The sequence below is a fragment of the Enterobacter cloacae complex sp. 2015409 genome (assembly GCF_041365315.1).
GTDB classification, from domain to species: Bacteria; Pseudomonadota; Gammaproteobacteria; order Enterobacterales; family Enterobacteriaceae; genus Enterobacter; species Enterobacter pseudoroggenkampii.
Map to the genome: position 1 here is coordinate 134,470 of NZ_JBFTVM010000004.1, position 22,198 is coordinate 156,667.

Consider the following 22,198-nt stretch of genomic DNA (forward strand, 5'->3'; position numbering starts at 1 on the left):
AAAAAACCTGCTGATTCAGAAATGCAAAAAGGGCCGCATCAGCAGCCCTTCATTGTTAAACGAAAGAATTAAAAGTCTTCGTTAGTTTCTTCAGCATCCGCGCTATCAACCGCGAAATCTGGCGTGGAGTCCTGGTTGTTCAGCAGAAGCTCACGTACCTTCTTCTCGATCTCTTTCGCCGCAGCCGGGTTCTCTTTCAGCCAGGAGATGGCATTCGCTTTACCCTGACCAATCTTGTCACCGTTGTAGCTGTACCAGGCGCCCGCTTTTTCAATCAGCTTCTCTTTTACGCCCAGGTCAACCAGCTCACCGAAGAAGTTGATCCCTTCGCCGTAGAGGATCTGGAACTCGGCCTGTTTGAACGGCGCGGCAATTTTGTTCTTCACAACCTTCACGCGGGTTTCGCTACCCACCACGTTCTCGCCCTCTTTCACCGCGCCGATACGGCGGATATCCAGACGGACAGAGGCGTAGAATTTCAGTGCGTTACCACCGGTCGTGGTTTCCGGGTTACCGAACATCACACCAATTTTCATACGGATCTGGTTGATGAAGATCAGCAGCGTGTTGGACTGCTTCAGGTTACCGGCCAGCTTACGCATCGCCTGGCTCATCATACGTGCCGCGAGGCCCATGTGAGAGTCGCCGATTTCACCTTCGATTTCGGCTTTTGGCGTCAGTGCGGCAACGGAGTCGACCACGATAACGTCAACGGCACCAGAACGCGCCAGCGCGTCACAAATTTCCAGCGCCTGCTCACCGGTGTCCGGCTGAGAACACAGCAGGTTGTCGATATCTACACCCAGTTTGCGGGCATAAACAGGGTCCAGCGCGTGCTCGGCATCGATAAACGCACAGGTTTTACCTTCGCGCTGTGCCGCGGCAATCACCTGCAGCGTCAGGGTGGTTTTACCGGAGGACTCTGGCCCGTAGATTTCTACGATACGGCCCATAGGCAGACCGCCAGCGCCCAGCGCGATATCCAGAGAAAGCGAACCGGTGGAGATGGTTTCCACATCCATGGAACGGTCTTCACCCAGGCGCATGATGGAGCCTTTACCGAATTGCTTTTCGATCTGGCCCAGTGCTGCCGCCAACGCTTTCTGTTTGTTTTCGTCGATAGCCATTATTACTCCTGTCATGCCGGGAGAAGCGACTGTGCTTCACCGTGGATTTCTGTTCTGTTGGTGCAATTATACTGTATGGTCATACAGTATCAAGTGTTTTGTAGAAATTGTTGCCAGAGCGTTTTTAACGCATAAACGGTTGCCTGACGACGCACGCTTTCGCGATCGCCGCTGAAGCACTCCCGGCGGGTGATCCCTTCCCCTTTGGACGTGGCGAACCCAAACCAGACGGTGCCAACAGGCTTCACGTCGCTGCCGCCGTCCGGGCCCGCAATGCCGCTAATGGAAATCGCGTAATCGGCCCGCGCCGCTTTGAGCGCACCAATCGCCATCTCGATGACCACCGGTTCGCTGACCGCGCCGTGCTGTTCCAGCGTGGATTCGCGCACGCCAATCATCTGTGCTTTAGCTTCGTTACTGTAGGTCACAAAACCGCGTTCAAACCAGGCGGAACTGCCGGCAATATCGGTAATCGCTTTCGCCACCCAGCCGCCGGTGCAGGACTCCGCAGTGGTGATTGTCGCGCCACGCTGCTTCAGCGCAAGGCCCACTATCTCGCTAAGCTGCATCAATTCATGGTCAGTCATTCTCGCTCCAGGCATCAGAAAAACGTGCTGCACAAGATAGCACTTTCTCGTCAGATGTGGGGATGCACTTCAGGTTTTACGAGGGGGCTTCAGAAAAAAGCCGGTACGGACGCACCGGCGGTGGAAAGGTTATTTCATGCTGTCAGCGAGAGTGTTCACATTGTGGCGAAACGCCTTAACGTAGGTGTCTGCCACCCCACCTTTTGCCGACAACGCTTCCGGATAAAGTTCGCCCCCAGGCTGCGCGCCCGTCGCCGACGCAATCTGTTTAACCAGACGCGGATCGAGCTGATTTTCCATAAACCAGGTTTTTACGCCGTCGGCTTTGATCTGATTGATAATCTCAGCGACCTGCGCCGCGCTGGCTTCGCTCTCAGACGACAGCCCCTGCGGCGCCATAAACGTCACGCCGTAGGCGCGGCTGAAATAGCCGAACGCGTCATGGCTGGTCAGCACTTTACGCTTCGCCGGCGGGATCTGGCTAAAGCGCGTTTTGGCCCAGTTATCCAACTGGCTAAGCTGCGCGATATACGGTTTACCGGAGGCTTCCAGCGCGGCTTTGTCATCCGGATCTGCTTTCACCAGCCCGTTCAGGATATTTTGTGCATAGAGCGCCCCGTTTGCCGCGCTGTTCCACGCGTGCGGATCGGTGACGGTTTTGCCGTCCTCTTCCAGGGTGTGGGTTTTCACCCCGGCTGAAGCCACCACCAGCTGCCCCTTGAATCCGGAGGCTTTTACCAGACGGTCAAGCCAGCCTTCCAGCCCCAGACCGTTCACCACCACCACATCGGCCTTGCTCAGCGCCGCGCTGTCTTTCGGCGATGGTTCGAAGGTATGCGGATCGCCGTCCGGCCCGACCAGCGTCGTCACCTTCACATGGTCACCGCCCACCTCCTGGGTGATGTCCCCCAGTATCGAAAAGCTGGTGACCACATTCAGCGTTTTCGCCATCACGCCGTGCGACATCATCCCCAGCGCAAGCGCCACTACTAATCCTGTACGTTTCATCGTTTCCCCTTGCGTTAAAAATACGCCCGCAGACTGCCAGCGAGCCTGCTTCGCGTACCCAATAAAATGGAAATAAAGAACAGCGCGCTGGCGGTGAGCACAATGGATGGCCCGGCCGGTAGACTCATCGCCCAGGAAAGGCTCAGCCCCAGCCATGCGCAGAAAATACCGCTGATACCCGCCATCAGGAGTAACGCCGGTAGCGTGCGTACCCAGCATCGTGCCGCCACGGCCGGCAGCATCATCAGCCCGACGGCCATCAGCGTGCCGAGCACCTGAAAACCGGCCACCAGGTTAAGGACCAGCAGCGCCAGAAACAGTCCGTGCAGCAGGCCGGGCAGCCAGCGGGCGTTCACCTGTAGCCAGGCGGTGTCAAACGCTTCGGTAACCAGTCCGCGATAAAACATTGCCAGCACGATAAGGGTGAACATACACACGCCCGTGACAAACAGCGCGGCGTCGTTGTCCACGGCGAGGATGGAGCCAAACAGCAGATGCAGCAGATCGACATTCGACCCGCGAAGCGACACCAGCGTGACCCCCAGCGCCAGTGAGCCAAGATAAAACCCGGCAAAGCTGGCATCTTCTTTCAGCGGCGTGCGGCGACTGACCAGGCCGGCCAGCAGCGCCACGGTAATTCCCGCGATAAAACCGCCGATACTCATCGCCAGCAGTGACATACCGCTGAGCAAATAGCCCACGGCAACACCCGGTAAAATGGCGTGAGAAAGGGCATCGCCCATCAGGCTCATCCGGCGCAGCTGAAGAAACACGCCAAGCGCGGTAGTGCTGACGGAGAGCGCCAGGCAAACCACCAGCGCGCGACGCATAAAGCCGTACTCAATAAACGGCTGAAAAAAGAGATGCCAGATCATGCCACCCTCACCCGCTCGGTTTTCCACTGGGGAACGTCAGCATCCAGCCGCAACGTCTGCGGGAAATGGCGCGACACGCGCTCGCTGTCGTGCAGTACCGCGAGCAGCGTTTGCCCCTGCATATACATCTCCAGCATCACATCCATCAGCACGTTGCAGGTGGCCTCATCGACCCCGGTAAAGGGTTCATCCAGCATCACCAGCGGCGCCTGCTGCACCAGGACGCGGGCAAACAGCATGCGCTGAAACTGACCGCCGGAGAGTTCATCAATGGTGGATAACGCCATGGATGCCAGCCCAACGCGCTCAAGCGCACTGGCAATGCGCAGCCGCGTTTCGCGACGAAACCCGGAGAAAAGCGAAATGCCCGGCCAGCAGCCCATGCTTACGACGTCCTGTACGGTCAGCGGAAACTGCGCCTCCAGCGCGTGACGCTGTGCCAGCCAGCCGATTACCGGACGCTTACCCTGCCAGCGGAAACCACCGCTGACGGGCGGGATAAATCCCGCCAGCGTTTTCAGCAGCGTGGATTTCCCGCAGCCGTTAGCGCCGATAATGGCGGTCATGCTTCCGCGCTCAATCGTGCCCGAGAGGGGTCGCGTAACGGGCAGGCGTTCATAACCCGCGACCAGTTCATTCATCACGATCATGGCAATGCCACCGCCCAGCGCACGGCCAGCCCGATAAAGACAACAAGCACCAGCGCCAGCAAAAGCCGAACCAGAGCAGACAGAGAAAAAAGGGACGTTGACATGTCGATACCGCATTAAATGTTATAACATAACAATAATGAAAGACGGTTAAGATGTAAATGGAGGGTTTAAAAGGGAGTGTGGCGAAATGTTTCTGCAAAACTTCCCTCTCCCGTGGGAGAGGGTCAGGGTGAGGGCATCAGGCCGCACCGTGCGCGCCGCCATGCCGGGTGGCGGCGTTGCCTTACCCGGCCTACCCGTCGGAGCAGCTTACTGACTAAACGGTGACGCCGCCGGCACGCGGGCCTGCGATACAGCCAGCCCCAGCTGCCACACCGCCATCGCATAGTGAGTGCTGTGGTTATAGCGGGTAATGGCGTAGAAGTTCGGCAGGCCGTACCAGTACTGATAGCCCGTTCCGACATCCAGACGCAGCAGGCTCGCCTGTTGCGCATTACCCAGCGGCTGCGTTGGCGTTAAGCCTGCCGCGGTCAGCTGCGAAATGCTGTAGTTGGTTTTGAAGCCATTTTCCAGCCCCGGCGCCTGACCGTTCGCCTGCACCGCCACCTGGCCGCCCGGCACCCAGCCGTGCGCTTTGAAGTAGTTCGCCACGCTGCCGATGGCATCCACCGGATCCCACAGGTTGATGTGACCATCTCCGTTAAAGTCGACGGCATACTGTTTATAGGACGACGGCATAAACTGGCCGTAGCCCATCGCGCCGGCAAACGACCCTTTCAGATCGAGCGGATCGTCCTGCTCGTTGCGCGCCATCAGCAGGAAGGTTTCCAGCTCGGAAGAGAAATACTCCGCGCGGCGCGGGTAGTTAAAGGAGAGCGTCGCCAGCGCATCCAGGATGCGGGTTTTACCCATCACGCGGCCCCAGCGGGTTTCCACGCCAATAATCCCGACAATGATTTCAGGCGGTACGCCGTACACCTGCCACGCGCGGTTGAGCGCATCTTCATACTGATTCCAGAACACCACGCCGTTTTGCACGTTGTCCGGGGTAATAAACTGTTTGCGATAGCGCAGCCACGCGCCGTTTGGCCCGCTCGGCACCTGGGCCGTCGGCGCCTGCCTGTCCATCAGGCGCAGCACGTAGTCCAGACGCTTGGCCTGAGACAAAATTTCGTGCAGCTGCTGTCTGTCAAAGCCGTGTTTGCTCACCATTTTATCGATGAACTGCTCGGCCGCCGGGTTATTCGCGAAGTCGCCGCCCATCTGCATCATATTGTGTTGCGGCTCCAGCAGGAATCCTCCGGAAGGCGCGCCCGCCGTTTGCTGAACGGCTTCGGTCTTAGGTTTGCTACTACAGGCAGACAGCAGAATAAGCGCAGGCAACAGCGCTGCATAACGACGCTTGAACATGAGACATCCATTTAACGGGTTCGATAAGAACCCAGTATGGTAAAGCATCCGCAACACCTCAAGGAAGCGGTACGCACCTCCCCCACGCAAATCCGCGCTTTTTTACACCGAAAATCATTCACCACTCCAATTAACTTTCAAAATAATCTATTTTTCTTTCATTGTGAGATCTAACTAACACTTTAAAACCTTTCAAAGTGATTATTATTAGCCGCAGATAGACAAAAACAAACGCCCCACAGGAGAGAAGAATGATAGAAACCATCACCCACGGCGCCGAGTGGTTCATCGGGCTGTTTCAGAAAGGCGGAGAAGTGTTCACCGGCATGGTGACCGGGATCCTGCCCCTGCTGATCAGCCTGCTGGTGATCATGAACGCGCTGATCAACTTTATCGGCCAGCAGCGTATTGAACGCTTCGCCCAGCGCTGTGCCGGGAATCCGCTGTCCCGCTACCTGATACTGCCCTTTATCGGCACCTTCGTGTTCTGCAACCCGATGACCTTAAGCCTCGGTCGCTTTATGCCAGAGAAGTACAAGCCGAGCTATTACGCAGCCGCCTCCTACAGCTGCCATTCGATGAACGGCCTGTTCCCGCACATTAACCCCGGCGAGCTGTTTGTTTACCTCGGGATCGCCAGCGGTCTCACCACGCTTGGCCTGCCGCTCGGCCCGCTGGCGGTGAGCTACCTGCTGGTCGGCCTGGTCACCAACTTTTTCCGCGGCTGGGTGACGGACCTCACCACCGCCATTTTTGAGAAAAAAATGGGCATCCAGCTTGAACAGAAAGTCCATCTTTCAGGAGCCACAGCATGAACCGGATCCGCATTGAGAAAGGCACGGGCGGCTGGGGCGGCCCGCTGGAGTTCGACGCCACCGAAGGCAAAAAGATTGTTTACATCACCGCGGGGACGCGCCCGGCGATCGTCGACAGGCTGCGCGAGCTAACCGGTTGGGAAGCGGTCGACGGCTTCAAGGAAGGGGAACCGCCGGAAGCGGAAATCGGCGTGGCGGTGATCGACTGCGGCGGCACGCTGCGCTGCGGCATCTACCCGAAGCGCCGCATTCCGACGGTGAACATTCACTCCACCGGAAAATCCGGCCCGCTGGCGCAGTACATTCTTGAAGACATTTATGTCTCAGGCGTGAAGGAGGACAACATCACGCTGGTGAATGGCAACCCCGCGCCGCAAAAAGCGGCCCCGCGCGAGTACGACACCAGCAAGAAAATCACCGAGCAGAGCGACGGCCTGCTGGCGAAGGTCGGGATGGGCATGGGTTCCGCCGTGGCGGTGCTGTTCCAGTCCGGGCGCGACACCATCGACACGGTGCTGAAGACCATTCTGCCGTTTATGGCGTTCGTCTCGGCGCTGATCGGCATCATTATGGCCTCCGGCCTGGGCGACTGGATTGCCCACGGCCTCGCCCCGCTCGCCAGCCACCCGCTCGGGCTGGTAACGCTGGCGCTGATCTGCTCCTTCCCGCTGCTGTCGCCGTTCCTCGGCCCGGGCGCGGTGATTGCCCAGGTCATCGGCGTGCTGATTGGCGTGCAGATTGGTCTGGGGAACATCCCTCCGCACCTCGCCCTGCCCGCCCTGTTTGCCATTAACGCCCAGGCGGCGTGCGATTTCATCCCCGTGGGGCTGTCGCTGGCGGAAGCGCGCCAGGACACCGTGCGCGTGGGCGTGCCGTCCGTGCTGGTCAGCCGCTTCCTGACGGGCGCGCCGACTGTGCTGATTGCCTGGTTTGTCTCCGGCTTTATTTATCAATAAGAGGTTCCTGCGATGACCGTGATTTACCAGACCACCATTACCCGCATCGGCCAGAGCGCGGCCGACGCGCTGAGCGACCAGATGCTAATCACCTTCCGCGAAGGGGCGCCTGCGGATATCGAAGAGTTTTGCTTTATCCACTGCCACGGCGAGCTGAAGGGCGAGCTGAAGGCAGGAAGCCAGCTGGAGCTGGGCGAGGCACGCTATGCCGTCACCGCCGTCGGCGACGTCGCTGAACAAAACCTGCGCGAGCTGGGCCACATCACCCTGCGTTTCGACGGCCAGCCGCAGGCGGAGTATCCCGGCACGGTTCACGTTGATGGTCCGGTTCCGCAGGCTGTCACCCCAGGCTGCACGTTAAAATTTGTTGCGTAATTAAGGAGAAACACATGAGTCAGGTTGCCGTTGTCATTGGTGGGGGACAAACCTTAGGCGAGTTCCTCTGCCGTGGGCTTGCCGCAGAAGGTTACCGCGTGGCGGTAGTGGACATTCAGAGTGAAAAAGCCGCCCGCGTGGCGGACACCATTAACACCGAGTTTGGCGAAGGGATGGCGTATGGCTTTGGTGCCGACGCCACCAGCGAGCAAAGCGTGATGGCGCTGGCCCGCGGCGTGGACGAGATTTTTGGGCGTACCGATCTGCTGGTCTACAGCGCGGGGATTGCGAAAGCGGCCTTTATCAGCGATTTCGAACTGGGGGATTTTGACCGCTCGCTGCAGGTGAATCTGGTGGGCTATTTCCTCTGCGCCCGCGAGTTTTCCCGTCTGATGATCCGCGACGGCATTCAGGGGCGCATCATTCAGATCAACTCAAAATCAGGGAAAGTGGGCAGCAAGCATAACTCCGGCTACAGCGCGGCGAAGTTTGGCGGCGTGGGGCTGACGCAGTCTCTGGCGCTGGATCTGGCCGAATACGGCATTACCGTTCACTCGCTGATGCTGGGCAACCTGCTGAAATCGCCGATGTTCCAGTCCCTGCTGCCGCAGTACGCCACCAAGCTTGGCATCAAAGCGGAAGAGGTGGAGCAGTACTACATCGATAAAGTGCCGCTGAAGCGCGGGTGCGATTATCAGGACGTGCTGAATATGCTGCTGTTTTACGCCAGCCCGAAAGCCTCGTACTGCACCGGACAGTCGATTAACATCACCGGTGGGCAGGTCATGTTCTGATCGAGCGGCCTGATGCCCTCACCCTAACCCTCTCCCACAGGGAGAGGGAATACAATAAGGAGCCGATATGGTCACCGCACTCATCACCGTCGCCGCCCTCGCCTGGCTCTGCCAGATGGCGTTCGGCGGCTGGCAAATCCACCAGTTTAACCGCGCGTTTGATGCCCTGTGTCAGAAAGGCCGCGTGGGCGTCGGACGTTCCGGCGGACGCTTTAAACCACGCGTCGTCGTGGCTATTGCGCTGGATGAAAACAATAACGTCTGCGATTCACTGCTCATGCGCGGCATGACCGTCTTTGCCCGTCCGGTGAAAATCCAGGCAATTAACGGCATTTCGTTGCAGGAATTGCAGCCTGATGTGATCTTTCCCCATGATCCACTCTGTCAGAATGCACTATCATTAGCGCTTAATCTGAAACATGGATAATTTCGTTGTGAAAGATATAGACTTGCGAAATTATCATTTCGCAACCTAAGGAACGAAGCGCCTATGAAACCTCGTCAGCGCCAGGCGGCCATTCTTGAGCATCTGCAAAAGCAGGGAAAATGCTCGGTAGACGATCTGGCCCACTACTTTGACACCACCGGCACGACGATACGCAAGGACCTGGTATTGCTCGAAAACTCTGGCGCCGTCATTCGAACCTACGGCGGCGTGGTGCTCAATAAGGATGAAGCGGACCCGCCTATCGATCACAAAACGCTGATCAATACCCACCAGAAAGCGCTGATTGCCGAAGCCGCCGTAAAATTTATCCACGATGGCGACTCCATCATTCTGGATGCCGGCAGTACCGTCCTGCAGATGATCCCGCTGCTCAGCCGCTTTAACAACATCACGGTGATGACCAACAGCCTGCACATCGTCAACGCCCTGTCGGAATTCGACAGCGAGCAGACCATCCTGATGCCCGGCGGCACCTTTCGCAAAAAATCCGCCTCATTTCACGGCCAGCTGGCGGAGAACGCCTTCGACCACTTCAGCTTTGATAAACTATTCATGGGCACCGACGGCATCGACCTGAACGCGGGCGTTACGACGTTCAACGAGGTGTTCAGCGTCAGTAAAGCCATGTGCAACGCCGCGCGGGAAGTAATTTTGATGGCAGACTCGTCGAAGTTTGGCCGCAAAAGCCCCAACATTGTCTGTAGCCTGGAAAGCGTTGATAAGCTGATTACCGACGCGGGTATCGACCCGGCGTTCAGGAAAGCGCTGGAAGAGAAAGGCATCGACGTGATTGTAACCGGAGAGAGAGATGAGTGATTTTCTGTTAGAAACGGGCCGCCAGACGCTGATGCTGGAGCTGCAGGAAGCCAGCCGCCTGCCGGAACGTCTGGGCGAGGATTTTGTCCGTGCCGCCAACACCATTATCCACTGCGAAGGCAAAGTGATCGTGGCGGGCATCGGTAAATCCGGTCACATCGGCAAAAAGATTGCCGCGACGCTGGCCAGCACCGGCACCCCGGCCTTCTTCGTGCATCCTGCAGAGGCGCTGCACGGCGATCTGGGAATGATTGAGAGCCGCGACGTGATGCTGTTTATCTCCTACTCCGGTTCGGCGAAAGAGCTGGATCTAATCATTCCACGTCTGCAGGAAAAATCGGTCGCCCTGCTGGCGATGACCGGGAAATCCCGCTCGCCCCTGGCGCTGGCCGCCAAAGCGACGCTGGATATTTCCGTTGAGCGTGAAGCCTGTCCGATGCACCTCGCCCCGACCTCCAGCACCGTGAATACCCTGATGATGGGCGACGCGCTGGCGATGGCGGTGATGCAGACGCGTGGGTTTAACGAAGAAGATTTCGCCCGCTCGCATCCGGCGGGGGCGCTCGGGGCACGCCTGCTCAACAAGGTTCACCACCTGATGCGCACCGACGATGCTATTCCGCAGGTCAAACTCGATACCAGCGTCATGGACGCGATGCTGGAGCTGAGCCGCACCGGCCTGGGGCTGGTAGCGGTGTGCGATGACGACGGGTACGTCAAAGGCGTGTTCACCGACGGCGACCTGCGCCGCTGGCTGGTGGGCGGCGGCAAGCTGGAAACCAAAGTGTCGGACGCCATGACCCAGGGCGGGCTGACGCTGAACGCCGAGAGCCGCGCCATTGAAGCCAAAGAGGTGCTGATGAAGCGCAAAATCACCGCCGCGCCGGTGGTGGATGACGCCGGCAGACTGTGCGGTGCCATCAACCTGCAGGATTTCTATCAGGCCGGGATTATCTAACCCTTCAGTCCGAGACGCTTCGCCAGCCGGTGCAGGTTGGCGACGTCCATCTCCAGCGCCCGGGCGCACGCCGCCCAGTTACGGTTATTCTGCTCCAGCGCGCGGGTAATCATCTGACGCTGAAACGTCTCCGTGGCTTCACGCAGATTTTCATTCGCTATTTCTGGCGCCGCCTGCACGACAGCCGGTGCGGTTTCATCCTGCAGCGAAAAATGCCGCGCGTGGATCACCACTTCGTCACCCGAGCGCGTCGCCCGCGCCAGTACCACCGCACGGTGGATCGCATGCTCCAGCTCGCGCACGTTGCCCGGCCAGCCGTAGCTCAACAGATGCGCCCTCGCCCCCGGGCTCAGCACCACGCGGGAAAGCCCCATCCGGAGACGGCACTGCTCGCAGAAATAGCCCGCCAGCAGCACCACGTCGTCCCCGCGCTCGCGCAGCGGCGGCACGGTAAGTGGGAACACGCTCAGGCGGTGGAACAGGTCGGCGCGGAACTGCCCGGCCAGCACCGCTTCACGCAGGTCACGGTTGGTCGCCGCCAGCACGCGAACGTCCACTCTGTGACTGCGGTCATCCCCCACGCGCTGGATGTCGCCGTACTGCAGCACGCGCAGCAGCTTGGCCTGTAACGAAAGGGAAAGCTCACCAATCTCATCCAGAAACAGCGTGCCGTTATCGGCCATTTCAAACTTGCCGCTGCGGTTGCTGATGGCCCCGGTAAACGCTCCCTTAACGTGACCAAACAGCTCGCTTTCCGCCACGCTCTCCGGCAGCGCGGCGCAGTTGAGGTACACCAGCGGGTTAATCGCGCGCGGCGAGGCTTCGTGAATGGATTTCGCCACCAGCTCCTTGCCGGTGCCGGTCTCCCCGAAGATCAGCACGTTCAAATCGGACGCGGCAACAATCTCAATCTCTTTTTTGAGCTGAGCCATGCCCGGCGAGAGGCCAATCATCTCTGTGTGCGTTATCTGCTCAAACGCCGCCGGGCTGCCGGGAAGAATATTCTGGCTCTCCAGCTGTTCAATCAGCAGCGCGTTGTTAAGCGCCCCGGCGGCCAGCGCCGCAATGAGGCGCAACTCTTCATCGCTGAAAGTATCGAACTGGTCCGGCGACAGGCCGTCGAGGGTCAGCGCCCCAATCAGGTTTTGCCCGGCAAACAGCGGCAGGCCGATACAGGCGTGCACCTTCAGGCTCTCCTGGCCGGGAATAAGCCCGTCGTACGGATCGGGCAAGTCGCTGTCCGCCGGGAAGCGCACCACGTCACCCGCGCGGGCGATAGTTTCCAGACGCGGATGGCCTTCAAGGGTAAAGCGCCGTCCGAGCACGTCCTTCGCCAGCCCGTCGATCGCCAGGGGAATAAACTGCCGTCCTTCGTAGCGCAGCAGCGCCGAGGCGTCGCACGCCAGCACGTGGCGCAGCGTGGAGATCAGCCGCTGAAAGCGGTCCTGATGGCCGATACCGGTTTGCAGCTCAATGGCGATCTTCGCCAGCACGTCTACGGAAAAGCTCATGTCTGCCTCGCTGTCATTTTGACAATGCATATTGTCATAGTGACACTGTGTTGAATAGTCATAATGACTACCCATTACGGATCATAAAAATATTAATTAATTAAAATCAACAAATTAAAAGTTGGCACGCAACTTGATATAAGCAAACCATCTTATTTGAAAATGCTGTATCACGTAGAGGTTGCTATGTCTATTCTGGTTAAAAATAACATTCATTGGGTCGGTCAACGTGACTGGGAAGTGCGCGATTTCCACGGGACGGAATACAAAACGCTGCGCGGCAGCAGCTACAACAGCTATCTCATCCGCGAAGGAAAAAACGTGCTGATCGATACCGTCGATCACAAGTTCAGCCGCGAGTTCGTGCAGAACCTGCGCAGCGAAATCGATCTCGACGCCATCGATTACATCATCATCAACCACGCGGAAGAAGATCACGCCGGGGCGCTGACCGAGCTGATGTCTTACATCCCGAACACACCTGTCTACTGCACCACCAACGCCATCGACTCGATCAACGGCCACCACCACCATCCGGAGTGGAACTTCCACACCGTGAAAACCGGCGACGCGCTGGATATCGGTAATGGCAAGCAGCTGATCTTCGTGGAAACCCCGATGCTGCACTGGCCGGACAGCATGATGACCTACATGACCGGTGACGCGGTGCTGTTCAGCAACGACGCCTTCGGCCAGCACTACTGCGACGAACGTTTGTTTAATGACGAAGTGGATCAGACAGAGCTGTTCGAGCAGTGCCAGCGGTACTATGCCAACATCCTTACCCCGTTCAGCCGCCTGGTCACGCCAAAAATCACCGAAATCCTCGGCTTCAACCTGCCGGTGGAGATGATTGCCACCTCCCACGGCGTGGTGTGGCGTGAGAACCCGACCCAGATCGTCGAGCTGTACCTGAAATGGGCGGCGGACTATCAGGAAGACCGCATCACTATTTTCTACGACACCATGTCCAACAACACCCGCATGATGGCGGACGCCATTGCCCAGGGCATCAACGAAGTGGACCCGAACGTGGCGGTGAAAATCTTCAATGTGGCGCGCAGCGATAAGAATGAGGTGTTAACCAACGTGTTCCGCTCTAAGGGCGTGCTGGTGGGCACCTCCACCATGAACAACGTGATGATGCCGAAAATTGCCGGTCTGGTAGAAGAGATGACCGGCCTGCGCTTTCGCAACAAGCGCGCCAGCGCCTTTGGCTCCCACGGCTGGAGCGGCGGCGCGGTAGACCGTCTCTCCACCCGCTTACAGGATGCGGGCTTTGAGATGTCCATGAGCCTGAAGGCCAAGTGGCGCCCGGATATCGACGCCCTGGAGATCTGTCGCCAGCACGGCCGCGACATTGCCCGTCAGTGGGCGCTCGCTCCGCTGCCGGAAGTGGCGGCAAATGCACCCGAACAGCAGGAAGCCTGCGCCTGTGCCGCCGCGGCAGCCGCCGATCTCGGCCCGCGCATGCAGTGCAGCGTCTGCCAGTGGATTTACGATCCTGACCTGGGCGAACCGCTGCAGGATGTTGCCCCGGGCACGCCGTGGCGCGACGTGCCGGACAATTTCCTCTGCCCGGAATGTTCCCTCGGTAAGGACGTCTTTGACGAACTGGGTACGGAGGCAAAATGAGCAACGGTATCGTCATCATCGGCTCGGGCTTTGCCGCCCGTCAGCTGGTGAAAAACATCCGCAAGCAGGATGCCAGCGTGCCGCTGACGGTGATTGCCGCCGACAGCATGGACGAGTACAACAAGCCTGATCTAAGCCACGTCATCAGCCAGAATCAGCGCGCCGAAGAACTCACCCGCCAGACGGCGGGGGAGTTTGCAGAGCAGTTTAACCTGCGCCTGTTCCCGTACACCTGGGTCACCGATATCGACGCCGCCGCCCACGTGGTGAAAGCAAAAGAGAAGACCTGGCAGTACGACAGGCTGGTGCTCGCCACGGGTGCCTCTGCTTTCGTGCCGCCGATTGAGGGGCACGAGCTGATGCTCACCCTCAACAGCCAGCAGGCGTATCAGGCCAGCGAAACGGCGCTTCGCGACGCACAGCGGGTAATGATTGTCGGCGGGGGGCTGATCGGCACCGAGCTGGCGATGGATTTCTGCCGGGCGGGCAAATCGGTGACCCTGGTCGACCATGCGGCGAGCATTCTGTCGGCGCTGATGCCCGCAGAAGTAAGCAGTCGCTTACAGCATCGTCTGACCGACATGGGGGTGCATCTGCTGCTGAAATCGCAGCTGCAAAGCCTGCGCAAAACCGAAGGCGGTATTCGTGCCACGCTCGACCGCAGCCGCAGCATTGAGGTGGATGTGGTTATCGCGGCGACGGGCCTGCGCCCGGAAACTGCGCTGGCGCATCGTGCAGGCGCCGAAACAGGCCGTGGCGTGAAGGTAAATAGCTACCTTCAAACCACGCAGCCCGATATTTACGCGTTAGGCGACTGCGCTGAAATCAACGGTCAGGTGCTGCCTTTCCTGCAGCCGATACAGCTGAGCGCCATGTATCTGGCGAAAAACCTGCTCGGCGGCAGCGCACCGCTGAAACTCCCCGCCATGCTGGTGAAGGTTAAAACGCCAGAGTTACCGTTACATCTTGCGGGGGAGACGCAGCGCATGGATCTGAGCTGGCAGATTGCCATTGAACCTCACGGAATGGTTGCACGCGGCTCTGACGCAGAAGGTCAGGTACGCGCCTTTGTGGTTAGCGAAGATCGGATGAAGGAGGCTTTCGCTCTGCTGAAATCGCTGCCCGCGTAACCCGTAATCTCTTGCCACGCTCACTTAACCATTGGATTATATTATCCGTAGCCCCGATGTCCCGGGGCTTTTTTTTTTGCGAATTCTATTCAGGACATAAATACAAATAAGATAAATCATCACCATTAATCCCTTAACCATAACATCCATCAATATTTAAATACGGAACACCTGATAAACACCAGCCTGTTTTATTCCCTGTTTTCGGCTTATCCTAAAAATAGACCCATTAGCCGGAGACATCCCATGACCACCTTTAGCAAAGAACTCAACTACCTTTCCGCCTATTTTAAACAGGCTAAAAAATCAGAACATATTTTGTTTCGCTGGCTCTACCTCAGCCCGGAGGCGCGCATAGAGCGCCTGCGAGAACTGATGATGCCGGTGAGTAAACGTGATAACTGAAGCACGACCAGGTTAAAACCGGAACAAATTAGTTACTTCATCATTGTTTATGCCGTGAACAATTCGCTGATAAAATATAATAAAAATTAATTTATTCCGCATCACATTTTTATTACAGGGACTTTCGCATTAAAATAAAAGGTGTTATTTTTCGTCGTGAATTAAGTCCTTTTTGGAATCCACTCTCATGAACGCATTTAGTTATCTGCAACGTCTGGGTAAAGCCCTGATGTTGCCAATCGCCACCCTGCCCGTTGCAGCGATATTATTACGCCTCGGGCAGCCTGATGTTTTTAATATTCCGTTTATAGCCAGCGCCGGTGGCGGTATCTTTGACAGTCTACCTTTGTTGTTTGCCTTAGGGATCGCCATTGGTCTGGCAAAAGACAACGCCGGTGCTGCAGCCCTCGCAGGGGCGGTGGGTTTTCTGGTGCTTACCAAAGCCACGGCCGTCATAAACTCATCCATTAACATGTCCTTCTTCGCCGGGATCATTGCCGGTGTCGTCGCGGGTCACTGCTACAACCGTTTCTCAAACACCAAACTTCCGGACTTTCTCGCCTTCTTTGCGGGCAAACGCCTGGTGCCGATCGTAACCGGGCTTATTTGCCTGTTCATCGCCTGGATTTGCGGGTATGTCTGGCCTTCCGTGCAGCACGGTATTGATACCTTCAGCCTGTTTGTCTCTCGCAGCGGCGAACCGGGATGGTTTATTTATGGTGTCCTGAACCGCGCGCTAATCCCCTTCGGTTTGCATTACATTCTGCACTCCGTCTTCTGGTTTAGTCTCGGCGACTGCCTGAAAGTGACTTACGATGCCGCCAGCGCCGTACACAATATCTGTCTGGCCCCTGACGTGGTAAAAGGGCTGGTGGTTGGCGGTGCTGTACCGGGTATTGACGGTTCCAGCATCACGCAGATTGCAACCGACCTGACCCGTGGCGACCTTAACCGCTTCTTCGCCGGTGACCCGCATGCAGGCGTTTACATGGCCTGGGCTTACCCGATCTTTATGGGAGGCCTGCCGGGTGCCGCGCTGGCGATGTATTTCGCCGCACCGAAAGCACGTCGCGCTACCGTAGGGGGGATGCTGCTTTCTGTGGCTCTGACCGCTTTCCTGACCGGCATTACCGAGCCCATCGAGTTCTCCTTCCTGTTCCTTGCCCCTGCTCTGTATGCGCTGCATGCGGTACTGGCGGGCGTGAGCATGGTGATCACCAACAGCCTCGGCGTACTGCACGGTTTTGGTTTCTCTGCCGGGCTTATCGACTTCGTTCTCAACTGGGGACTGGCTACTAAGCCGTGGATCCTGATCCCACTGATCGTGCTGTTCTTCGCGATCTACTTTGTCGTATTTACCTTCGCGATCCGCTTCTTTAAGCTGAAAACGCCGGGCCGCGAAGACGACGAGGCTGTAGCGGGTAACTCTGACGATCAAAGCGAAGCCATCGCACAATACATCGCGGCACTGGGTGGCAAAGACAACCTCAGGATTGTCGATGCCTGCATTACCCGCCTGCGCCTGACGCTCGTTGATAACAGCGTGCTGGATGAGCCCGTGCTGAAATCCCTGGGCGCGAAAGGTATTCTCAAAATGGGTACGCAGAATGCGCAGGTTATTCTGGGCCCGCAGGCAGAAAGCATTGCGCTAAAGATTCGGGCACAGCTTGAAATCTGACGCTGCATAATCCGGTTCCCTCTCCGCCCTGGAGGGGGAACAAAACCGGAACACTTTATCAATCCAGACCTTAATTATTCCGCAAAAAAACCTACACTCTCACCATCCACCTTTTATCCTGGGTACGTCGACATGCGCCAGCTTCAGAAAATCCTTCAGTATCAACGGCTTTATCAACACTATGGCGCAGAGCCAAAGCCGACGACTATTGCTGAAGTCGCCGAGGTGGCGCTGTGCAGTGAACGTCATGCACGTACCCTGTTGCGCCAGCTGGCGCAGAGCGGATGGTTAAGCTGGAATGCTCAGCCGGGACGGGGACATCGCGCCATCTTGCACTGCCTGACAACCACCAGCGAACTCAGCGCCCCTCTGATGCACGCCTGCCTGGAGAAGGGGGATTACCAGAGCGCGCTGCAGCTGGCTGATGGCGATCCAGCCAGCCTGCATCACATCATCACACCCTTTTTAGGTGGAAAGTGGCTTAAGCACCAGCCAACCCTGCGTATTCCCTGGTATCGTCCACTGACGTCGCTTCATCCGGCGCTTCAGCGTCGTCGCGCTGAGCAGCACATTATTTGCGCCGTACACGCGGGATTAACGCGCTATATGCCCGGTCAGCCGCATCCAGTACCTGATCTAGCCCATCACTGGGAATTCAACGAAGACAAACGCCGCTGGCGTTTTTACCTGCGCAGCGGTGCGCACTGGCACAATGGGCAAGCTATCAGCGATGAAGATATCCTCATTGCGCTGCAACATGTATTGGCCGATCCGGCACGCAATGCCGGTCTGACTCACGTCTGCAGGGCGTTGCTTATTGCCCCCTGGTGTCTGGAGATACAGCTGACCGTCCCCGATGCGATGCTGGCGCATCGTCTCGCGCACCACGTATGCCGCCTGCCACATCCACAGCAACCGGACATCGGTGCCGGGCCCTTTGCCATTGCGCACCACCATTCTCACTACCTGCGCCTGGAGCGCCAGCCCTGGTATTTTGCTGCCCATCCGCTACTGCATGCGATAGAGTTCTGGCGAACCCGTACGGAGGCGCAAAAGCCGGCGTGGATCACCGTCGGGAAAGGACAAAATGCGCAGGCAGCGGTAACGTCCACCAGCGGCGGATTCGCCTGGCTAATGGTAAACGCAAGGTTACCCGAGCCGCTTGCGGCCTGGCTACGTCAGGAAATTCAGAGCATGACTCATCAACAGTTTCTCCATCGGGATGATTTAGAAACCCAAACGGAAATACTGCCAGGCCTGACACCACCGCAATACCCGCAGGCTTCGGAAACGATGCTTCCCGCCACGCTTTCGCTGGTTTGCTACCACACACCTGAACTGTGCGAACTGGCCGATATTCTGCGCGCGCGCCTGAAAAAGCACAGCTGCAACGTGACGGTGAAATGGAAAGATCGCGAAGAGTGGCATGGTCATAACGCGCTGGATCAGGCCGATCTTTTGTTGGGTGACTATCTGGCGGGTGAACTGCCAGGCTTTGCCCTGGTGGAGTGGTTTTTTGATGAGCCTGCGTGGGCCACGGCCTTAGGCGAGGACACCTGGCAAGAAGAGAAGCAGAAACTGATGGGTTATTGTGAAAGTGAGGAGACCCTGAATAATCACCTGCCCTCCTTCTTTCATTCCTTGCTGGAAAGCGGCGCCTGTACGCCGCTTTTCCACTACCGCTACCGTCTTAACACCCTGGAAAACGTGCAGGACATTGTGCTGACCGCCAGCGGCTGGCTTGATTTTACCCGCGCCTGGCTACCCCCTGCTCAGGATCGCACCACCAGCGCGTCGTAGCCGCGCCAGCGGTAGTTGACCATGGAGATCAGCCAGCAGGCAACGAACAGCCCGACCACCACAAACCCGGCGTTGCCCAGGTTGTCGTTTACCGCGCCAATCAGATCCCAGACGCCGCCGCTGAGGGCAAATTTATCCATCAGCAGACCCAGCGCTTCCAGCCCGCCGATAAACAGCGCCACCACCACGGAGGTGCCGGTGATGGTCATGTTGTAATAGAGCTTGCGCTGCGGCTTGTTAAACGCCCAGCCGTAGGCACCGACCATCAGCAGGTTATCGAGGGTATCCACCAGCGCCATGCCGCTGGCGAAGAGCGCCGGGAAGATCATGATTGACCACACCGACATCCCGCTGGAGGCGCTGGCGGCAGAGATCCCCAGCACGCCAATCTCGGTGGCCGTGTCAAAGCCGAGGCCAAACAGGAAACCGACCAGGTACATCTGCCAGCTTTTATTCACCAGGCGGAAGGTTTTGCCAAACAGCCAGTTCATGACGCCTCCCTGGGCAGGGAGCGTGATGTCGCCCTGCACGGGCCTGCCGCGTTTTAGCGCCTGAAAATTGCGCCAGACGCCGCGCAGGATCACCATATTCACCAGCGCCATCGCCAGCAGGAAGGTCGCGGAAACGGCGGTACCAATCAGGCTGCCAGTTTCGTGGAACCATTCCATGTTTTTCTGAAACGCCGTGGCTGTAGCGGCGATGGCAATGGAGGCCAGCACCACGATGGTGGAGTGGCCCAGCGAGAACCACGCCCCCACGCCGGACGGGCGTTTGCCCTGCTGCATCATCTTACGCGTCACGGTATCAATGGCGGCAATGTGGTCAGCGTCCACCGCGTGTCGCAGCCCGTAACACCACGCCAGCAGACTTGCCGCCATCAGCGCCGTGCTGCCGCTAAAGGTGTGCCATGCCCATCCCCAGGCCAGCAGGTTTGCCATTACCAGAGCCAGCAGCAGGAGCGCGGCGCGAGGTTCATTGCGTAACAGTCGTAACATTTTTAGTCCTTTGTAAACATGACCGGGCAGCGGCGACCACCGCCTGCCCGAAGGAGATCGCTCCGTCACCTGCGGGCAGGCGCGAAGGAAAAAGAAGCGTAAAGTCAGAAAGGTAATGACGCAGGCGCGCGCGCAGCAGACGGTTGTGCAACACACCGCCGCTGAGACAGATTGTCGACAGCGATAAGCGCCGGGCATGGAACGCAGCGAGCTCCGCCAGCCCTTTTGCCAGCGCGTCGTGAAACGCCCACGCGCGCTCGCAGGGCTCTGCCTGCCAGCTCAGCCACTGCTGCCAGAAAAGCGCGAAGTCTTCCACCGACAGCGTAACCGGGTGTTCGACGCCGTTGCACTGTGCCGCCAGCGCTTCCAGCCTGCAGGCCGCTTCACCTTCCCAGGATTGGGTTTCGATACCCAGCGCGCAGGCGACGGCATCAAACAGGCGACCGCACGACGACGCCCGCGGCGCGTTGACGCCGCGCTGGATAGCCTTCGCCAGCAGCGGCCAGTTCTGACGCTGTACCGCGCGCGTTTCCGGGTACTGCTGCCAGTCAGGGACAAACGCCAGACACTGGGCGAGCAGGTTGCGCCACGGCTGCCGCGCCGCCAGATCGCCCCCCGGCAGCGCAACGGCAGGCAAGCCACCTAAATGCGCGCACTCGAGATAGTTGACACGCAGGCACTCCCCGCCCCACAGCGCGCCGTTTTCCCCCATGCCGATCCCGTCCAGCGTCAGGGCGATAACATCTCCGCCATCGCGCGGCCAGCCGTTTTCGGCCAGGCACGCCGCCGCGTGGGCGTGATGATGCAGCACGGTTTCAACGGGCAGCCCCTGCGCCTGCGCCCACTGGCGCGCACGGTACCCCGGATGGGCGTCGCACACCACGCGCTCAGGACGGAAGGCATAGATGTCCTGCATCGTCGAGAGCGCGCCGTGCCACTGCGCTTCGACACCCTCGTCACCGAGATCGCCAAAATGCTGGCTCAGCACCGCCTGGTTGCCACGCACCAGGCAGAAGGTGTTTTTCATCTCCGCACCGGTGCACAACATGGCGGGGATATTCTCGAATCCCGCAGGCAACGTGATGGCATCCGGCACAAAACCGCGCGCCCGGCGCAGCATCGTGCCGTCCCGATCCATCACCGAATCGTCCATCCGCTGAAGAATATCGCGATTGTGCAGCAGGAAGCCGTCCGCAATGTTGCCCAGTTCATCCAGCGCCTGTTGATTACTGATGGCAGGCGGCCTGCCGCTGAGGTTGCCGGAAGTCATCACCAGCGGTCGCTGGCAGTCCATCATAAGAAGGTGCTGCAGCGGGTTCGCAGGAAGCATGATGCCCACGGAATCCAGACCGGGCGCGATACCTTCCGGGAACGCGGGCAGCCAGGCTTTTGGCGTGAGCACAATGGGTGCGGCGGGTGAGCATAGCAGCGCCTGAACCGTCTCCGGCAGGTCATCCGCATGCGGGATCATCACCGCCAGCGGCTTCGCGGGCCGCTGCTTGCGCGACCGAAGCGTCGCGACCGCCTGCGGGTTACGCGCGTCACAGACGAGGTGAAAGCCACCCAGCCCTTTAACCGCGACTATACCGCCGCTTTTCAGCATCGCTACCGCTGCGCGCAGAGCAGCCTCGCGCTCAGCAGTCATGTCGCCCGCACGCCACGTAAGCGCGGGCCCGCAGTCCGGGCAGGCGACCGGCTGGGCGTGAAAACGGCGGTCGGCAGGATTGCGGTACTCGGCTTCACACGGCCCACAGAGCGGGAACGGCGCCATTGCCGTGGCCGGACGGTCATAGGGCATGGCGCGGATAATGGTAAACCGCGGCCCGCAGTGGGTGCAGTTGATAAACGGATAGCGATAACGGCGTTCGAGTGGGTCGCACATCTCAGCCAGACACGCCGGACAGGTGGCGGCATCCGGCACAATCTGGGTGTCCATCGTCCCGGCCGCGCTGTGGCGGATGGTAAAGTCCTCCGGTACGTGCGCCCAGGTAAACGGCTGCGCTTCCACGCGGTCAATGCGTGCCAGCGGCGGGCAGTCCTGATGCAGCCTCGCGGTAAAGGCCCCCCCATTACCCACGAGGCGCACCAGCACGCCCTCTCCGTCATTGCAGACGTCACCGGTCAACTGAAGCGCCTGCGCCAGCTGCCAGACGAAGGGACGAAACCCGACGCCCTGCACCTTGCCGCGCACGCGCAGCTGAACGCCGTTGCTGCTCATACGG

The 22,198-nt window shown here is 58.7% G+C and carries 21 protein-coding genes; 12 read left to right on the forward strand and 9 right to left on the reverse strand.

Annotated features, from left to right (window positions below):
* Positions 1 to 68 precede the first annotated feature (68 nt).
* The 6 genes from recA to mltB form a co-directional block, all read right to left on the reverse strand.
* A complete protein-coding gene (gene recA / locus ACDO57_RS18585; RefSeq protein WP_024907698.1) occupies positions 69 to 1,127 on the reverse strand; it encodes a recombinase RecA in 1,059 nt (352 codons plus the stop codon).
* Between the two features lie 89 nt (positions 1,128 to 1,216).
* Complete coding sequence (gene pncC / locus ACDO57_RS18590) at positions 1,217 to 1,714, reverse strand: nicotinamide-nucleotide amidase (protein ID WP_024907699.1); 498 nt, start codon at positions 1,712 to 1,714, stop codon at positions 1,217 to 1,219.
* A gap of 129 nt (positions 1,715 to 1,843) precedes the next feature.
* Positions 1,844 to 2,722 carry a metal ABC transporter substrate-binding protein gene (locus ACDO57_RS18595; RefSeq protein ID WP_370884407.1) on the reverse strand — a complete coding sequence of 293 codons (879 nt, stop codon included), beginning with the start codon at positions 2,720 to 2,722 and terminating at the stop codon, positions 1,844 to 1,846.
* 14 nt (positions 2,723 to 2,736) lie between these two features.
* Positions 2,737 to 3,597 carry a metal ABC transporter permease gene (locus ACDO57_RS18600; RefSeq protein ID WP_024907701.1) on the reverse strand — a complete coding sequence of 287 codons (861 nt, stop codon included), beginning with the start codon at positions 3,595 to 3,597 and terminating at the stop codon, positions 2,737 to 2,739.
* Positions 3,594 to 4,247: a metal ABC transporter ATP-binding protein gene (locus tag ACDO57_RS18605; RefSeq protein ID WP_048991903.1), complete on the reverse strand. Its 654-nt coding sequence runs from the start codon at positions 4,245 to 4,247 to the stop codon at positions 3,594 to 3,596. Before ACDO57_RS18605 ends, ACDO57_RS18600 begins: the two co-directional genes overlap by 4 nt.
* A gap of 312 nt (positions 4,248 to 4,559) precedes the next feature.
* The gene (mltB, locus tag ACDO57_RS18610; protein ID WP_193745671.1) at positions 4,560 to 5,660 is read right to left on the reverse strand and encodes a lytic murein transglycosylase B; all 1,101 of its coding nucleotides are present in this window, start codon (positions 5,658 to 5,660) and stop codon (positions 4,560 to 4,562) included.
* 251 nt (positions 5,661 to 5,911) lie between these two features.
* Here mltB and srlA point away from each other — a divergent pair, with 251 nt between their 5' ends.
* The 7 genes from srlA to gutQ all read left to right on the forward strand — a co-directional run bounded on the left by srlA (position 5,912) and on the right by gutQ (position 10,822).
* The gene (gene srlA, locus ACDO57_RS18615; RefSeq protein ID WP_003862164.1) at positions 5,912 to 6,475 is read left to right on the forward strand and encodes a PTS glucitol/sorbitol transporter subunit IIC; all 564 of its coding nucleotides are present in this window, start codon (positions 5,912 to 5,914) and stop codon (positions 6,473 to 6,475) included.
* Positions 6,472 to 7,431 carry a PTS glucitol/sorbitol transporter subunit IIB gene (locus ACDO57_RS18620; RefSeq protein WP_024907704.1) on the forward strand — a complete coding sequence of 320 codons (960 nt, stop codon included), beginning with the start codon at positions 6,472 to 6,474 and terminating at the stop codon, positions 7,429 to 7,431. Before srlA ends, ACDO57_RS18620 begins: the two co-directional genes overlap by 4 nt.
* Positions 7,432 to 7,443: 12 nt before the next feature.
* Positions 7,444 to 7,806, forward strand: a complete 363-nt coding sequence (gene srlB / locus ACDO57_RS18625; RefSeq protein ID WP_024907705.1) for a PTS glucitol/sorbitol transporter subunit IIA — start codon at positions 7,444 to 7,446, stop codon at positions 7,804 to 7,806.
* 14 nt (positions 7,807 to 7,820) lie between these two features.
* Complete coding sequence (gene srlD / locus ACDO57_RS18630; RefSeq protein WP_290093813.1) at positions 7,821 to 8,600, forward strand: sorbitol-6-phosphate dehydrogenase; 780 nt, start codon at positions 7,821 to 7,823, stop codon at positions 8,598 to 8,600.
* Positions 8,601 to 8,667: 67 nt separating this feature from the next.
* Positions 8,668 to 9,027, forward strand: coding sequence for a transcriptional regulator GutM (gene gutM, locus ACDO57_RS18635; protein WP_032648019.1), 360 nt, complete (start codon positions 8,668 to 8,670; stop codon positions 9,025 to 9,027).
* Between the two features lie 63 nt (positions 9,028 to 9,090).
* The gene (locus ACDO57_RS18640) at positions 9,091 to 9,864 is read left to right on the forward strand and encodes a DNA-binding transcriptional repressor (protein WP_104950247.1); all 774 of its coding nucleotides are present in this window, start codon (positions 9,091 to 9,093) and stop codon (positions 9,862 to 9,864) included.
* Positions 9,857 to 10,822 carry an arabinose-5-phosphate isomerase GutQ gene (gene gutQ, locus ACDO57_RS18645; RefSeq protein WP_370884408.1) on the forward strand — a complete coding sequence of 322 codons (966 nt, stop codon included), beginning with the start codon at positions 9,857 to 9,859 and terminating at the stop codon, positions 10,820 to 10,822. Before ACDO57_RS18640 ends, gutQ begins: the two co-directional genes overlap by 8 nt.
* Here the strand turns inward: gutQ and norR are convergent.
* On the reverse strand, positions 10,819 to 12,333 hold the full coding sequence (norR, locus tag ACDO57_RS18650) for a nitric oxide reductase transcriptional regulator NorR (RefSeq protein WP_370884409.1): 1,515 nt from the start codon (positions 12,331 to 12,333) through the stop codon (positions 10,819 to 10,821). The two genes, gutQ and norR, sit on opposite strands and share 4 nt — an antisense overlap.
* A 186-nt stretch (positions 12,334 to 12,519) precedes the next feature.
* On the opposite strand from norR, the gene norV reads away from it, so the two are divergent.
* The 5 genes from norV to ACDO57_RS18675 all read left to right on the forward strand — a co-directional run bounded on the left by norV (position 12,520) and on the right by ACDO57_RS18675 (position 18,981).
* Positions 12,520 to 13,968, forward strand: coding sequence for an anaerobic nitric oxide reductase flavorubredoxin (gene norV / locus ACDO57_RS18655; protein WP_370884410.1), 1,449 nt, complete (start codon positions 12,520 to 12,522; stop codon positions 13,966 to 13,968).
* Positions 13,965 to 15,098 (forward strand): NADH:flavorubredoxin reductase NorW, encoded by a 1,134-nt coding sequence (norW, locus tag ACDO57_RS18660; protein ID WP_370884411.1) that lies wholly within the window; start codon positions 13,965 to 13,967, stop codon positions 15,096 to 15,098. Before norV ends, norW begins: the two co-directional genes overlap by 4 nt.
* A gap of 246 nt (positions 15,099 to 15,344) precedes the next feature.
* Positions 15,345 to 15,503, forward strand: coding sequence for a hypothetical protein (locus tag ACDO57_RS18665; protein ID WP_162837374.1), 159 nt, complete (start codon positions 15,345 to 15,347; stop codon positions 15,501 to 15,503).
* Positions 15,504 to 15,690: 187 nt separating this feature from the next.
* Positions 15,691 to 17,181: an N-acetylglucosamine-specific PTS transporter subunit IIBC gene (gene nagE, locus ACDO57_RS18670; protein WP_032648026.1), complete on the forward strand. Its 1,491-nt coding sequence runs from the start codon at positions 15,691 to 15,693 to the stop codon at positions 17,179 to 17,181.
* Positions 17,182 to 17,313: 132 nt separating this feature from the next.
* Positions 17,314 to 18,981, forward strand: coding sequence for an SgrR family transcriptional regulator (locus tag ACDO57_RS18675; RefSeq protein ID WP_370884412.1), 1,668 nt, complete (start codon positions 17,314 to 17,316; stop codon positions 18,979 to 18,981).
* On the opposite strand, the gene ACDO57_RS18680 is transcribed toward ACDO57_RS18675, so the two are convergent.
* Positions 18,954 to 19,976, reverse strand: coding sequence for a HoxN/HupN/NixA family nickel/cobalt transporter (locus tag ACDO57_RS18680; protein ID WP_370884413.1), 1,023 nt, complete (start codon positions 19,974 to 19,976; stop codon positions 18,954 to 18,956). The genes ACDO57_RS18675 and ACDO57_RS18680 overlap by 28 nt on opposite strands.
* Complete coding sequence (hypF, locus tag ACDO57_RS18685) at positions 19,954 to 22,194, reverse strand: carbamoyltransferase HypF (RefSeq protein ID WP_370884414.1); 2,241 nt, start codon at positions 22,192 to 22,194, stop codon at positions 19,954 to 19,956. The genes ACDO57_RS18680 and hypF overlap by 23 nt, the downstream gene beginning before the upstream one ends.
* Positions 22,195 to 22,198 lie beyond the last annotated feature (4 nt).